Genomic DNA, 14345 nt, shown 5'->3' with positions numbered 1-14345 from the left:
GCAACTCAAATTAATTAGAAAGATGTGCGTGGCGAACAAGATTCGAAAGTTTAGGATTTTGTTTTGCCGCTTTCTTATATAAAAGTGCAATCTTTCCAATGGTTTGAACAACCTCTGCACCAGTGACTTCGGCGATTTCAGTAATGACTGCTGCACGAGCATCACGATCTTCACCGCCAATTTTTACTTTAATTAACTCATGATCATTTAAAGCACGTTGAGTTTCTTCAATGACATTTTCAGTTAAACCTTGACCACCTAACATTACCACTGGGTTAAGTGCATGTCCGATTTGACGCAAACGTTTGCGTTCCTGAATTGATAAAGCCGCCATAAAGATAACCTAATTTTAAAAACGACTTAGTATAGCAAATCAAGAGATCAAACGCTTATGTTTCTCAGAAATAATCGATCAACTTAAATCAAAAAAACATAAACGATAATCTTGAATTAGATACAGATGAATACTGCAAGGGGGATAAAATTCACGTACAATAAAAAGTTAGAAGATTACGTGTATTTAAAGAGTTATGGCAACACGCATTACCAATCAGAAGTTATCCAAAAGTAGTCGTGCGTGGATGAGAGAGCATTTAGATGACCCGTTTGTGAAAAAAGCACAAAAGGAAGGTTATCGTGCGCGTGCTGCATATAAATTGCTTGAAATCCAAGAGAAATACAAAATCATTAAACCTGGTATGACTGTCGTGGACCTTGGTGCTGCACCTGGTAGTTGGTCCCAAATCGCCGGAAAATTAGTGGGTGATAAAGGTTTAGTGATTGCATCAGATATTTTGGAAATGGATGCACTTCCAGATGTGACGTTCCTGCAAGGAGACTTTCGAGAAGAGGAAGTTTTCGAAAAATTGTTAAATATTTTAAATGGACGAACTGTAGACGTTGTAATTTCAGATATGGCCCCCAATACATCAGGTAATAAGGCCGTTGATCAACCTCGACAAATTTATTTGTGTGAACTTGCATTAGACTTTGCCAATAAAGTTTTAGGTCCGAAAGGACAGTTTGTTGTCAAAGTTTTCCAAGGAACTGGTTTTGACGAATTCCGTAAGGAAGTTGTAGACAGTTTTGAAGTATTAAAAACTGCAAAGCCTGCTGCTTCGCGTGCTCGTTCGAAGGAAGTTTTTTTAATTGGACAGGGCCGTAAAAAGAAATCGCAATAAAGTGACTTGCCAAGTCGCTAAAAAATGTGCATTTTGTACCTTTTGAATATTTTATTGCGAAATTGATTTACTCGCTTTTTGTTAAAGGTCACCCAATTTTGGGCATGATCAAATTAGATTGATATGGGAATAAAGCTTTGAGCGATCTCTTTAAGAATGCCGTTTTATGGCTTGTTATACTTGGTGTGCTGATATTAATTTTCAGCAACATTAGTGACCGTGATAAGCCTGCTGCATTGAACTATTCAGAATTTGTTGCAGCGGTTAATGCTGGTCAAATTAAACAAGTTACCATTGACGGTGAACGAATTAGTGGCGAAAAAGTAAATGGTTCTCCATTTGAGAGTATTCGTCCTGCGGTTCAAGATCCTGAGTTAATGCCGAATCTCATCAAAAATAATGTCGTTGTTGAGGGCACTGCTCCGCAACGTCAAGGTTTATTGATGCAGCTTTTGATCGCAAGCTTTCCAGTACTTTTAATCATTTTGTTATTCATGTTCTTTATGCGCAACATGGGTGGCGGTGCTGGTGGTAAAAACGGCCCGATGAGTTTTGGTAAGTCAAAAGCAAAAATGCTTTCAGAAGACCAAATCAAAGTCACTTTCACAGATGTTGCGGGTTGTGACGAAGCGAAACAAGAAGTCGTTGAAATTGTGGATTTCTTGAAAGATCCAACAAAGTTTAAGCGTCTTGGTGCGAGCATTCCTCGTGGTGTCCTGATGGTAGGTCCACCGGGCACAGGTAAAACTTTACTTGCGAAAGCGATTGCTGGAGAGGCTAAGGTTCCATTCTTTAGTATCTCAGGTTCGGACTTTGTTGAAATGTTCGTTGGTGTTGGTGCATCACGTGTACGTGATATGTTTGAGCAAGCGAAACGCCATGCGCCGTGTATCATTTTCATTGATGAGATTGATGCGGTGGGTCGTCATCGTGGTTCAGGTACTGGTGGTGGTCACGATGAGCGCGAACAAACCTTGAACCAGATGTTGGTGGAAATGGATGGTTTCGAAGGTAATGAAGGTATCATCGTTATTGCTGCGACTAACCGTGCTGACGTTCTAGATAAAGCTTTACTTCGTCCGGGACGTTTCGACCGTCAAGTGATGGTTGGACTTCCAGATATTAAAGGTCGTGAGCAAATCCTGAATGTGCATTTGAAAAAATTACCTTCAGTGACTGGTGTGGATGTCAAAGTATTGGCACGTGGTACTCCAGGGTTCTCTGGTGCGCAATTGGCAAACTTAGTCAATGAAGCTGCGTTATTTGCTGCACGTCGTAATAAAAATACGGTCGATATGCATGACTTTGAAGATGCAAAAGATAAGCTTTATATGGGGCCAGAGCGTAAATCAATGGTTCTTCGTGAAGAAGAGCGTCGCGCAACGGCTTATCATGAAGCAGGTCATGCGATTGTAGCTGAAATGCTTCCAGGCACAGACCCAGTACATAAAGTCACGATCATGCCACGTGGTTGGGCATTAGGTGTAACTTGGCAGCTTCCAGAGTTTGATCAAACCAGTCATTACAAAGACAAAATGTTGAATGAGCTTTCTATTCTGTTTGGTGGTCGTATTGCAGAAGAAATTTTCATTAATCAGATGTCGACTGGGGCTTCTAATGACTTTGAACGTGCAACAAAAATGGCGCGTGCAATGGTGACTAAGTACGGTATGTCTGACAAGATGGGTGTCATGGTTTATGAAGAAGATGCTCAACAGTCATTTATGGGTAGTCTAGGTGGTCGTACTATTTCTGAAACGACTCAACTTGAAGTTGATCGTGAAATTCGCCGTATCCTAGATGAGCAGTACAAAGTTGCACGTGATATCTTAGAAAATAATAAAGATATTGCCCATGCGATGGTAAAAGCTTTGCTTGAGTGGGAAACGATTGATCGTGATCAAATCCGTGACATTATGGAAGGTCGTGAACCTCAACCACCTAAGGTATATGTGGCTGAGAATCCAATTGTAGATGTAACCCCTACAGATGGTCCTTCAACGCCTCCACCTTTACCAGCAAGCTAAAATGAAGGAGCCTCTTATGAGGCTCTTTTTTTTGTGTTGAAATTATCCCTCATGTTTAAATTTTACTTGATATCATGTGAATAGATTTTCTAGGGACATCAATATGCAACTTATCTCTTTACCTAATCAGATTCTTAAATGTGGTGCATTGGAACTTGATTTGTCAAAGCCTCATGTAATGGGTGTGTTAAATGTAACGCCAGATTCGTTTAGTGATGGTGGTAAACACAATAGTGTAGAGGCGGCACTAGAGAGAGCAAAGCAAATGATTGCTGAAGGGGCGAGTGTTATTGATGTAGGTGGTGAGTCAACTCGCCCTGGCGCATCTGCTGTTGATGTTCAGGATGAAGTAGATCGTGTAGTTCCGGTCGTTGAAGCGTTGTCAAAATTGAATGTAGTGATCTCAATCGACACTTCTCAACCAGAAGTGATTAAAAAGGCGGTTAAAGCTGGAGCGCATATTTGGAATGATGTCAGAGCATTAACAAAGCCACATGCTTTAGAAACAGCTGCGGAATTAGATATTCCAGTCATTATCATGCATATGCGTGGTGAGCCAACCACAATGAACCAGTTGGATCAATATGATGATATTACTTTAGATGTGATTTCAGAATTGCAAACTCGATTAGATGCAGCATTAAATGCGGGAATTAAACCTGAAAATATCATGATTGATCCGGGTTTCGGATTTGCAAAAAATGCACATCAAAACCTGAAATTATTAAAAGAGTTGTATAAATTAAATGAGTTGGGATATCCAATACTTTCTGCATTATCTCGTAAGCGATTTATTGGTGAAGCTTTAGGTGGTGTACCTGCCCATGAGCGTGCAGTGGGTTCGGTGACGGGGCATCTGTTAAGCATACAGCAAGGAGCATGTATGGTCAGAGCACATGATGTAAAAGAAATGGTGCAAGCTATACAAATTTGGACAGCAATGAATAGTGTCAGTTAAATTAAAGGGTGATTTAAGGCAGTTAAAATCATCAATGAAAATATTGGCTTAGTTATACTTTGACTCAAAGTGAGATTTACTCCTCGTTTTTATTGTTGGTTTAATGTCTAGCTTGTGTTATATAAGCTCGGTTTTTGTTAATGCTATTACTTGAGCTTTAATATGTTGAATGATGTACTTCTCCCGATGTTCGACGATGAATATTATCCTGATATTCTCGTGGCTGAAATTCAGCAACTCATTGAAAAATTCTCAAAGAAGGTATCTAAGGTGAATTCCGATGCTGAGATTTATCAAATCGCCAATGATATTGTGGCGGAAATTAATGAGATGAAACCTCAGTTCGAAGATCTTGACTCTTCTCTTGATGATGCAGCAGCAGACTATATTGCTGAGGCAATGATGATGGTCGTTCAGGAAGAAGGATTCTTAGATATCGAAATGCAAGAACTTGTTTCAAATAGAGAGTGGTGAATCGCTCTCTATTTTTTTGTGTTGTTATTGTTGTGACTAAACGCTAGGCATAAAAAAACCAGCTTACGCTGGGTTCTTTATTTACACCATTATTCTCTATTAGAAGAATGGTGCCCGAGGCCAGACTCGAACTGGCACGCTTTGAGGGCGGGGGATTTTAAATCCCCTGTGTCTACCGATTTCACCACTCGGGCATGTGCGCAATAATAGAGGACACTTTTAAGCTTGGCAAGAGAAAATCGTATTATTTGCTTTCTTTTCAATCAACTTGCATTGATTAGGTTAAAAATTATAACTTTGGGGGTGATGGTTTAAGATATTTGGACATTAAATTGTCATCTGATTGCAATTTTAACTTCATAAATATGGTTTAAGTTCGAAGTTAAAATAACTCGCCAATTCATAAATAAAATGAAAAATAAAATCTCAAGACGTGCATTAATTAAAAACTCATTGGCTGGATTTGGTGCGATTTCACTGCCTGTTTCGATTACAGCATGTAATGGCGATGGTCAAACCAGCAATGAGCATAAAGTTGAATTTTTGCATGGAGTGGCGAGTGGAGATCCATTACAGGATCGAATAATTCTTTGGTCGCGAATAACACCTACAGATGTCACGGCAACATATGAATTACATTGGGAAATTGCACTTGATGAGAATTTTTCGAATATCGTGCAGATGGAGAAAATTAAGACCTCTGCTGCAAAAGACTTTTGCTTGAAAGTCGATGTGCTTAATTTGAGTGCCGATACTCGCTATTATTACCGATTTAAATATGGGCAGATACATTCTCCAATTGGTCGTACGAAGACCTTAGCAACCAAGACCAATGCGGTTAACTTTGCCGTATGCTCATGCTCAAATTATCCAGCTGGTTATTTTTATGTGTATCGTGAAATTGCGAAGCAGGACGTGGATGCTGTGCTGCATCTGGGCGACTATATTTACGAATATGGCAAAGATGGGTATGCAACTGAACAAGCCGAAAAGCTTGGTAGAACACTCGATGTGGATAATCAAAACGAGATTTACCGTCTAGAAGATTATCGAAAACGTTATGCAAAATACCGAACAGACCCTGATTTACAAGCGGTTCATCAACGTCATCCATTTATTCTGATTTGGGATGATCATGAGCTGACAAATGATGCATGGCGAGCTGGTGCACAGAATCATCAACCTGATCTAGAGGGGGATTTCGTAGTACGAAGAACAGCAGCCCTAACTGCTTATTTTGAATGGATGCCAATTCGCGAAAAAAGCAACAACGATATTCTTCATATTTATCGTCAGTTTAATTTTGGTGATTTAGTTCAACTTAATATGCTAGATACACGTATGTTGGCACGAGATGAGCAACTGGCTTTTGCTTCATTTATGGATGGTGAAAATCTAAATGTTGAGCAATTTAGAGCGGCATTATTGAATGAGCAGCGACAGCTAATAGGGTTAGATCAGTTAAATTGGTTGGCGAATAGTCTGCAGAGCTCTCGCGCAATATGGAATGTATTGGGTCAGCAAGTATTGATGGCGAAAATGTTGGTACCTGCTGAGGTATTACAAATATTAAATGTTGCCAAAAGCGGCATGGTAGATGGCAACTTTTTAATTGAAGCTCAAAAACGGCTCATGGAGTTGGTCGCGATTAAGTTGCGTTATAAAAATAATGATCCGAGCTTAACTGACGCTGAATTATCAAGAATACTAACCGTGATTCCTTATAATTTAGACGCTTGGGATGGTTACTATGCTGAGCGTGAGCATGTTTATGCTTTGTATGGGCAGTACCAAAAGAAAGTTGTTGTGTTGGCTGGGGATACCCATAATGCGTGGGAGTCTGCATTACATCAACAAAATGGTGAGAAGGTGGGGATTGAATTAGCAACAAGTTCAGTTTCTTCACCAGGTATGGAGAAATATCTCAATTTACCTGAGAACTTAATGCAAGAATTTGAACTAGTGTTTATCCAATTGATTGATGAATTAAGCTTTTGTAATTTGAATCAACGAGGCTATTTAAAATTGAGCTTTGATTCTATGCAATTGAGTGCAGATTGGTTGTTTTTAACAGATATTCATTCACAGGAGTATCAAGTTGATCAACTCAGATTGCACTCGACCACGTATGATACCAATTTAAATATAATTAAAGTAATGCAGCAAGCAAGTTGATCATAGCGCTACATGATGCTATCGATATATTTTTCAATATCGGTATGCTTGTAGCGCATACACAATTTGTTTTCATAGTTCATCAAATGAACATAAAGTTGCGCATTTTTTTGTTTTTGTTCAATCAATAATTGATGCTGCTTTGAGTTTTTGGATGAAAAGATTAGTTTTAAGTAAAGTTTAAAATTTTGTTTATAACTCCAGAAAGCCACTCTACGAATTTCTTGAATGTAGTAATAGTTTTCTTTAGAAGTATTTTCTCGGAATAAATTCTCTTTATAAAATTTAACGAAACCAAAATTCATAGCGAAATAAAACAAAATTCCCTGTAAGAACCAACTTTCCATAAAAGCGATATTTAAACTTTGTAAAAGAATGAGGATGGTCAGTTTGAATGGGGTATTTTTAAGTTGCTGGTAAGTTGAGATGCTACTATGCTTGATCTGTTTGAGGATGATTGGCGTAATCAGCATAAAAAATAACATGATACACAACACAGCACTCCCGCCAGATTGAAAGCCTTCTAAAAAAACAATGTGTTGTTTAAGCAAAAGGGTTAACAAATATGAGCAAGGGAGGAAAATCATTAATGCAAGTGCAAGCGGGATCAGTTCTTTACGCTCATCTAGAATCCCTTTGGTCTTTAACTGACTATAGAGCAAGAAGTTTTTTTTAAACGCTTGAGGATATTGTTGTTTTAGTTCTTGAAGATATTGAGCAACTTGCTGATTTTGATTCATTTGAATATGAAATTCTGAAGATGAGTGATTATAGCAGATGAGTTTAAAGAAAATGCAGACATAAAAAAACCAGCTTACGCTGGGTTCTTTGTTTACACCATTATTCTCTATTGGAAGAATGGTGCCCGAGGCCAGACTCGAACTGGCACGCTTTGTGGGCGGGGGATTTTAAATCCCCTGTGTCTACCGATTTCACCACTCGGGCTTAACAAGATGGAGGCGGAGGTCGGAATCGAACCGGCGTACACGGAGTTGCAGTCCGCTGCATGACCACTCTGCCACCCCGCCATGTCTTGTTGATGCGTATATTAACAAGCTCTGAAAAAAAAACAATAGTGCTTTTATTCGTATGTGCAGAAAAACAGCATATAACGGAAATTATTTAAAATATTCATGTAGAATGTGCGAAATTGATTCATATCAACACTTGGGAGATGTGCCGTGGCATTAGTTTTAGATGGTCGTGCATTGGCAAAACAAATTGAGGCTGATTTGTTAACTCGCGTAGAAGCGTTAAAAGCAAAATCAGGACGTACTCCAATTCTTGCGACGATTTTAGTAGGTGACGATGGTGCATCTGCAACTTATGTGCGTATGAAGGGTAATGCATGCCGCCGTGTTGGTATGGATTCACTTAAAGTTGAACTACCAAAAGAAACGACGACAGAACAATTGCTTGCTGAAATTGAAAAACTCAATGCAAATCCTGATGTTCACGGTATTCTTTTACAACATCCAGTACCTGCGCAAATTGATGAGCGAGCGTGTTTTGATGCGATCTCACTTGAAAAAGATGTGGATGGTGTTACTTGCCTTGGTTATGGTCGTATGGCAATGGGTGAAGCTGCTTACGGTTCTGCGACACCTGCAGGTATTATGACGATTCTGAAAGAAAACAACATCGAAATCGCAGGTAAGCATGCGGTTGTTGTAGGTCGTTCTGCAATTTTGGGTAAACCAATGGCAGCTATGCTTCTGGAGGCGAATGCTACTGTAACGATTTGTCACTCTCGAACACAAAACCTTGCTAGCTTTGTGAAGCAAGCGGATATCATTGTGGGTGCAGTCGGTAAAGCTGAATTGATTCAAAAAGATTGGATTAAACCTGGTGCAGTAGTTGTTGATGCTGGTTTCCATCCACGTGATGGCGGTGGTGTGGGCGATATTCAACTTGTTGGTATTGAAGACATTGCTTCAGCTTACACACCAGTACCGGGTGGTGTAGGTCCAATGACAATCACAACGTTGATTCGTCAAACTGTAGAAGCGGCTGAGAAAGCACTAGGTTAATTTAATCCTCCCTAACCCTCCTTTTTCACAGTAGGGGATAAACTTCAAATCTAAAATTGAAGTGCCTTTTTTTTTCTAAAGAGGGTTAGGGAAGATTCCTGAAAGATATAAATACCAATTAAAAGAATTTAAATGAGCTGTACTTTCCAATTTCCTAAAGCGCCTGAACATTTACTAAAAGCCTTACATGATGTGATTCCACATTGTGAACTTCATGCACAGCAATTGCCTGATACACCAATTTCACTTTGGCTCATTCCACCCGTTTTTCCAACCGATAAGCTAGATGATGAAGTTATTCGTCGAATTTGGAATGATACTCCATATTGGATTTTCTGTTGGGCATCGGGTTTAGCAATGTCACAATGGTTATTGGCTGAACCGCATCATGTGAAAGACAAAGTGGTTTTAGACTTTGGCGCAGGTTCAGGCGTAGTTGCGATTGCGGCGAAAATGGCTGGGGCAAAGCGTGTCATTTGCTGTGATATCGACCAAGTTGGTTTGGATGCGTGTCGTGCCAATGCTGAATTGAATGATGTTGAGCTTGAATATTTGGATGACTTATATAAAGCTGAGCAGGTTGATATCTTGTTGGCGGCTGATGTGTTGTATGACCAGTGCAATCGTTTCTTCTTAGATGAGTTTTTAAAATTTGCACCTGAGGTGTGGGTGGCGGATAGTCGTGTAAAAAACTTTAGTCATCCGAAGTATGAAAAGCTTGATGAACGCAGTGCAACGACATGGCCAGACTTGGATGAATCACCTGAATTTAGAAATGTCAGTTTTTATAAGACACTCAATGAAGTACATTGAGTGTCCTAAGTTTAGAGTGTGCAGTTAAAGCGAACGACTTGTAAGAGGCTAGGCTTAGTTTCTAAAGAAAGACGTGTATTGTAGTCTTCATTGCTGTATAGGCTTTGAGTGTTTGAGAATCCGAATGATGTTCGTGATTGACCAATTTGAACCTGTTGAGTTTCTTGAGTTTTATAATTGGGATTAGCAATTTCATTTACACTCAAAATGGTGGTTTTATATCGTTGAGTGTGCCCTAGAACTTGTTGGCAAGTACGTTGTAATTTGTGTTCATCAATATTTTGGTTGGCGCGTGCAGAGAGGGTATACGAAATATTGGCAGAATTCTCTGATTTATTTTCAATTTGATATCCTGTAGCTCCATTGTGCTGTCGCGGAACAGATTGACAGGCTGTAAGCATAAGGGCGATTAAACAAGAGCCAATCATTTCTATTTTTTTCATTATTTGATCCTAATAAGCTGTTTAAATCAGTATGCCATAAGTGTGACAACTTATTGGTACTAATAAACGTTACTAAATACACTTTATTCAGTTTGTTTGAAGTAAAAAAAAGGTCACCGAAGTGACCTTTTTTCTCATCATGCTTAAGCAGATTTAACCGCTTCTAAAAGCTCAGCTTGACGTTTTTTCAACGCTTCTGGTAAACGATCACCAAGTTTGTTAAATAATTCAGTATGGCTTTCAAGTTCTTTGATCCATTGCTCTTTGTCTTGAGAAGTCACAAGGTCAAATTGCTCTTTCGTAAAGTCTGAACCAGTCCAGTTCAACTGTTCGTAAGTTGGAACACGACCAATTGGAGTTTCAACAGCGTCAGCACGACCTTCACAGCGATCGATAATCCACTCAAGAACACGCATGTTTTGACCGAAACCAGGCCATACAAAGTTGCCTTCAGCATCACGACGGAACCAGTTCACGTTGTAAATACCAGGAAGCTTGTTACCAGCAGCTGCAGCTTTCTCACCAACTTTCTCACCCATTTCTAACCAATGTGTGAAGTAGTCAGCCATGTTGTAGCCAGCAAATGGAAGCATCGCAAATGGATCGCGACGAACAATACCTTGTTGACCAACAGCAGCAGCAGTTGTTTCAGAACCCATCGTTGCAGCTTTATAAACACCGTCAACCCAGTCAAATGCTTCTGAAATTAGAGGCACTGTGTCCGCACGGCGACCACCAAAGATGAACGCAGAGATTGGAACACCTGCTGGATTTTCCCAGTCAGCATCAATAGAAGGGCATTGACCAGCTGAAACTGTGAAACGCGCATTTGGATGAGCTGCTTTTTCTTCACCAGTATGTGGTTGACCTTTCCAGTTAGTTAGGTTGGCAGGTGCTTCTTTAGAAAGACCTTCCCACCATACTTCACCGTTGTCAGTCACGGCAACGTTTGTATAGATCACGTCTTTATGAAGCGTAGCCATACAGTTCGGGTTCGTCTTTGTATTTGTGCCAGGAGCTACACCGAAGAAACCTGCTTCAGGATTGATTGCATATAAGCGACCATCTTCACCTGGTTTGATCCAAGCAATATCGTCACCTACAGTTTCAATCTTCCAGCCTTCATAACCTGCTGGTGGAATTAACATTGCAAAGTTTGTTTTACCACAAGCAGATGGGAATGCAGCTGCGATGTAGTGTTTTTCACCTTGTGGATTTGTCACACCAAGGATGAGCATGTGTTCAGCTAACCAGCCTTGCTGACGACCCATGAATGATGCGATACGTAATGCTAAGCATTTTTTACCAAGCAATGCGTTACCACCATAACCAGAACCAAATGACCAAATTTCACGAGTTTCTGGATAATGAACGATGTATTTTTCTTTGTTGCAAGGCCAAGCAACGTCTTTTTGACCTTCTTCCAATGGTGCACCTACAGTGTGTACACATGGAACAAATTCGCCATCAGTGCCTAGAACGTCATAAACAGCTTTACCCATGCGAGCCATTTTAGACATGCTGACTGCAACATAAGGAGAGTCAGTAAGTTCGATACCAATGTGAGCAATATGAGAACCTAAAGGTCCCATAGAGAAAGGTACAACGTACAAAGTACGACCTTTCATAGAACCGTCAAATAAACCGTTTAATTTTTCACGCATAACCGCTGGAGCTTCCCAGTTGTTAGTTGCGCCAGCATCTTCTTTGTTTTCAGAGCAGATAAAAGTACGGTCTTCAACACGAGCAACGTCAGAAGGATCAGAGTTTGCAAGATATGAACCAGGGTGCTTTTCTTGGTTAAGCGCTTGCATTGTGCCGTTAGCGATCATCAAGTCGATATAACGTTGATATTCTTCTGCGCTACCGTCACACCATTCAATTTTTGCTGGTTTTGTTAGTTTAGCAATCTCTTCCACCCAAGCAATAAGCTTAGGGTGACGAACGAATTCTGGTGCGTTCACTTGGGTCATGGTGAGGCCTATATCAAAAGTGTACAATGTGGTGTACAAATAATATCTAGATGCTGGTTTGCAGACTCTAGATTCAGTATGAAAAAAAAGTGGCTGTATTAAAGCATATTTTCTTAAAAAAAATAAGACCAAAGGCTTAAATTGTGCTTAAGACTTGATTGGTGTTAAGTTTATGTAATTATTTGATATTTTTTTAAAAAATGAGTGATTTATTTTTTATTTTTAATTTTTATGTTTGGTATTTATAGTTAAAATATTCATTTAAAATAAAAACTTAATTAAAATGTGAGATCAATTCTCATCATCGAAAAATCAAATGAACATCATTTAAAAATTACATAAATTGGCTTTTAATTGAGTAGTAAATAGACGAAATTTTAAAGTAATTCAATTTTTAAACTCATAAAATGAATTCAATGCTAAAGCCTTTGTCTATGATTTTTAATGAAAAATCTGGATTTCATGCCACCAATAATGATCAAATTTATGAACAACTTATGCATTACTGGACAGATCTAGGTTTTGAAATACAAGTTTTTGATATTGCTTCAGAAATGAGTGTTCAAGCACTCATCGAAAAAGTTCATCTTCGACATTTAAATCATGATAATCAGGGGGTGATTGTGGTTGCTGGCGGGGATGGAACGTTAAATTCTGTGGCTAATTATTTATTACATCAAACCATCCCTTTGGTAATTTTACCTTTAGGGACATTCAATTATGTTGCACGGGTTTTGAATATTCCTTTAGATATTCTCGAAGCTGCAAAACTGGTGGTTGAAGGTAAGCCTAAAGCGGTACATGTGGCAAAAATTAATGATGCCATTTATCTAAATAATGCGAGTTTGGGTCTTTATCCATTGTTTATTAAAAAAAGAGAGTTATATAACCAAAAACTAGGGCGTCTACCATTACATGCCTATACTTCTGGCTTAGATGTGTTGATTCGTGATCGTAAAGAATTAAAGTTAGAAATTGAGGTGGATGGTGTGAATTATGCAGTTAAAACTCCTTTATTATTTTTAGGCAATAACCAACTTCAATTAAAAGAAATGAACCTCAATATCGCTAAAACGGCAGAAGAGGGTCGGGTTGCGGGAGTTGTACTTGCTCGCACGGATAAGCTGAGTATTTTTAAAACACTCATCCAACTCATTCGTGGAAAATTAGATCAGGCAGCAGACGTATATAGTTTTAGTGCGGATCATGTGCGAATACGTTCTCATCAAAAAAAAATGACAGTAGCAATCGATGGAGAAATTATTCAACTGGATTCACCATTAGATATTCATGTTGAAAGAAATGCACTGACCTTAATGGTGCCACAATGATTTTACATTTGTCTGATTTGCATTTTGGAACTGAGCAACAAGACTGTTTAGATGCAATTGCTCACTTTGTTGCAGAACATTTGATCGAAGCTGTTGTGGTCAGTGGTGATCTCACTCAAAGGGCAAGATTTTCACAGTTTTATCACTGCAAAAAATTTCTAGAAGAACTTAATGTTCCTTATATTGTGATTCCGGGTAATCACGATATTCCTTTGTTTCATTTATGGCGCAGATTTTTAAGTCCGTTTCATCGGTATAAGTTGTTTTTTGGTGACATGGAACAGACCTTAGAAACTGAGCATTTTTATATTATAGGAATCAATACAATTCACCCTAAGTACCATACCAAAGGTCGTATTACTGAGTTTCAAATTCAGGATGTTGATCAAAAAATTAAGGAAGCTCCTCAAGATAAATTAAAAATTCTGCTTACGCATCAACCTTTCTATAGTGGTGATCACGGTATAAATATGTCTAAAGATCGTCCTAAAAATACTGAAAAAGCCCTAAAGACATGGGCAAGCTCAGGGTTGAATGCAATTCTACATGGTCATTTACATGTATCTGCTGTTTATGATCTGAATAAGATTTTCCAACTTAATGCTCAACATCCAATATTGGATATTCATGCAGGTACCGCTACGTCACATCGTTTACATCATGACTTTTCTAATAGTTTTAATCTAATTGATGAAAAACTGAAGGTGCGTGAATATCGCTTTGATTCGAGATTCAAGAAATTTTATTTAGTTGCAAATCGGAATGAAGGCTAAATTATCGGAATGCCTAAAAAAAATACAAAAAATTAAATTTTTTTTCATTTTCCCCTTGAAGCAATTTTTTCCATCCCCACAAAAGTGAAATCAAATAATTTTGGTGGTGATCTAAGGAAATTAAGATCACGACTATTAATCAAAAGACTTAGTCTGATGGAGTATTT

The 14345-nt window shown here is 38.8% G+C and carries 13 protein-coding genes and 3 tRNA genes; 9 read left to right on the top strand and 7 right to left on the bottom strand.

The window, feature by feature from the left end; genetic code table 11:
* Positions 1–10: 10 nt before the first annotated feature.
* On the bottom strand, positions 11–334 hold the full coding sequence (yhbY, locus tag AC1M9K_RS03875) for a ribosome assembly RNA-binding protein YhbY (protein WP_035266903.1): 324 nt from the start codon (positions 332–334) through the stop codon (positions 11–13).
* Positions 335–530: 196 nt separating this feature from the next.
* Here yhbY and rlmE point away from each other — a divergent pair, with 196 nt between their 5' ends.
* The 4 genes from rlmE to AC1M9K_RS03855 all read left to right on the top strand — a co-directional run bounded on the left by rlmE (position 531) and on the right by AC1M9K_RS03855 (position 4640).
* A complete protein-coding gene (gene rlmE / locus AC1M9K_RS03870; RefSeq protein WP_035266905.1) occupies positions 531–1181 on the top strand; it encodes a 23S rRNA (uridine(2552)-2'-O)-methyltransferase RlmE in 651 nt (216 codons plus the stop codon).
* 137 nt (positions 1182–1318) lie between these two features.
* Positions 1319–3208, top strand: a complete 1890-nt coding sequence (ftsH, locus tag AC1M9K_RS03865) for an ATP-dependent zinc metalloprotease FtsH (protein ID WP_035266907.1) — start codon at positions 1319–1321, stop codon at positions 3206–3208.
* Between the two features lie 103 nt (positions 3209–3311).
* Positions 3312–4166: a dihydropteroate synthase gene (folP, locus tag AC1M9K_RS03860; RefSeq protein ID WP_481588551.1), complete on the top strand. Its 855-nt coding sequence runs from the start codon at positions 3312–3314 to the stop codon at positions 4164–4166.
* Positions 4167–4328: 162 nt separating this feature from the next.
* Positions 4329–4640: a DUF5713 family protein gene (locus AC1M9K_RS03855; RefSeq protein ID WP_481588550.1), complete on the top strand. Its 312-nt coding sequence runs from the start codon at positions 4329–4331 to the stop codon at positions 4638–4640.
* A 108-nt stretch (positions 4641–4748) separates the two neighbouring features.
* Here the strand turns inward: AC1M9K_RS03855 and AC1M9K_RS03850 are convergent.
* Positions 4749–4834: transfer RNA gene (locus AC1M9K_RS03850), tRNA-Leu, on the bottom strand.
* 217 nt (positions 4835–5051) lie between these two features.
* On the opposite strand from AC1M9K_RS03850, the gene AC1M9K_RS03845 reads away from it, so the two are divergent.
* Entirely contained in the window at positions 5052–6815 is a 1764-nt protein-coding gene (locus AC1M9K_RS03845) for an alkaline phosphatase D family protein (RefSeq protein ID WP_481588549.1), read from the top strand.
* Positions 6816–6823: 8 nt separating this feature from the next.
* Here the strand turns inward: AC1M9K_RS03845 and AC1M9K_RS03840 are convergent, their stop codons facing one another.
* The 3 genes from AC1M9K_RS03840 to AC1M9K_RS03830 all read right to left on the bottom strand — a co-directional run bounded on the left by AC1M9K_RS03840 (position 6824) and on the right by AC1M9K_RS03830 (position 7843).
* Entirely contained in the window at positions 6824–7555 is a 732-nt protein-coding gene (locus AC1M9K_RS03840) for a hypothetical protein (protein ID WP_180028125.1), read from the bottom strand.
* 119 nt (positions 7556–7674) lie between these two features.
* Positions 7675–7760, bottom strand: a tRNA-Leu gene (locus tag AC1M9K_RS03835).
* 9 nt (positions 7761–7769) lie between these two features.
* Positions 7770–7843, bottom strand: a tRNA-Cys gene (locus AC1M9K_RS03830).
* A gap of 153 nt (positions 7844–7996) precedes the next feature.
* Here AC1M9K_RS03830 and folD point away from each other — a divergent pair.
* Both folD and AC1M9K_RS03820 read left to right on the top strand, forming a co-directional pair.
* Positions 7997–8845: a bifunctional methylenetetrahydrofolate dehydrogenase/methenyltetrahydrofolate cyclohydrolase FolD gene (gene folD / locus AC1M9K_RS03825; RefSeq protein ID WP_481588548.1), complete on the top strand. Its 849-nt coding sequence runs from the start codon at positions 7997–7999 to the stop codon at positions 8843–8845.
* Between the two features lie 132 nt (positions 8846–8977).
* The gene (locus AC1M9K_RS03820) at positions 8978–9658 is read left to right on the top strand and encodes a class I SAM-dependent methyltransferase (RefSeq protein WP_481588547.1); all 681 of its coding nucleotides are present in this window, start codon (positions 8978–8980) and stop codon (positions 9656–9658) included.
* A gap of 11 nt (positions 9659–9669) precedes the next feature.
* Here the strand turns inward: AC1M9K_RS03820 and AC1M9K_RS03815 are convergent, their stop codons facing one another.
* Both AC1M9K_RS03815 and AC1M9K_RS03810 read right to left on the bottom strand, forming a co-directional pair.
* Complete coding sequence (locus tag AC1M9K_RS03815) at positions 9670–10101, bottom strand: hypothetical protein (protein ID WP_481588546.1); 432 nt, start codon at positions 10099–10101, stop codon at positions 9670–9672.
* 143 nt (positions 10102–10244) lie between these two features.
* Positions 10245–12074 (bottom strand): phosphoenolpyruvate carboxykinase (GTP), encoded by a 1830-nt coding sequence (locus AC1M9K_RS03810; protein ID WP_481588545.1) that lies wholly within the window; start codon positions 12072–12074, stop codon positions 10245–10247.
* A gap of 407 nt (positions 12075–12481) precedes the next feature.
* On the opposite strand from AC1M9K_RS03810, the gene AC1M9K_RS03805 reads away from it, so the two are divergent.
* Positions 12482–13405 carry a diacylglycerol/lipid kinase family protein gene (locus tag AC1M9K_RS03805; RefSeq protein WP_180028129.1) on the top strand — a complete coding sequence of 308 codons (924 nt, stop codon included), beginning with the start codon at positions 12482–12484 and terminating at the stop codon, positions 13403–13405.
* Complete coding sequence (locus AC1M9K_RS03800) at positions 13402–14178, top strand: metallophosphoesterase family protein (protein ID WP_481588544.1); 777 nt, start codon at positions 13402–13404, stop codon at positions 14176–14178. Before AC1M9K_RS03805 ends, AC1M9K_RS03800 begins: the two co-directional genes overlap by 4 nt.
* The last annotated feature ends 167 nt before the right edge of the window (positions 14179–14345 follow it).

The organism is Acinetobacter sp. 24-47-67, from assembly GCF_056779735.1.
The sequence above is the reverse complement of the archived record's forward strand: the minus strand, read 5'-3'. Positions and strand labels throughout refer to the sequence as shown.

Coding starts and splice junctions, on each gene's coding strand:
- yhbY (WP_035266903.1), bottom strand. CDS start 334: ATGGCGGCTTTATCAATTCAGGAACGCAAACGTTTGCGTCAAATCGGA.
- rlmE (WP_035266905.1), top strand. CDS start 531: ATGGCAACACGCATTACCAATCAGAAGTTATCCAAAAGTAGTCGTGCG.
- folP (WP_481588551.1), top strand. CDS start 3,312: ATGCAACTTATCTCTTTACCTAATCAGATTCTTAAATGTGGTGCATTG.
- AC1M9K_RS03855 (WP_481588550.1), top strand. CDS start 4,329: ATGTTGAATGATGTACTTCTCCCGATGTTCGACGATGAATATTATCCT.
- AC1M9K_RS03845 (WP_481588549.1), top strand. CDS start 5,052: ATGAAAAATAAAATCTCAAGACGTGCATTAATTAAAAACTCATTGGCT.
- AC1M9K_RS03840 (WP_180028125.1), bottom strand. CDS start 7,555: ATGAATCAAAATCAGCAAGTTGCTCAATATCTTCAAGAACTAAAACAA.
- AC1M9K_RS03820 (WP_481588547.1), top strand. CDS start 8,978: ATGAGCTGTACTTTCCAATTTCCTAAAGCGCCTGAACATTTACTAAAA.
- AC1M9K_RS03815 (WP_481588546.1), bottom strand. CDS start 10,101: ATGAAAAAAATAGAAATGATTGGCTCTTGTTTAATCGCCCTTATGCTT.
- AC1M9K_RS03810 (WP_481588545.1), bottom strand. CDS start 12,074: ATGACCCAAGTGAACGCACCAGAATTCGTTCGTCACCCTAAGCTTATT.
- AC1M9K_RS03805 (WP_180028129.1), top strand. CDS start 12,482: ATGAATTCAATGCTAAAGCCTTTGTCTATGATTTTTAATGAAAAATCT.
- AC1M9K_RS03800 (WP_481588544.1), top strand. CDS start 13,402: ATGATTTTACATTTGTCTGATTTGCATTTTGGAACTGAGCAACAAGAC.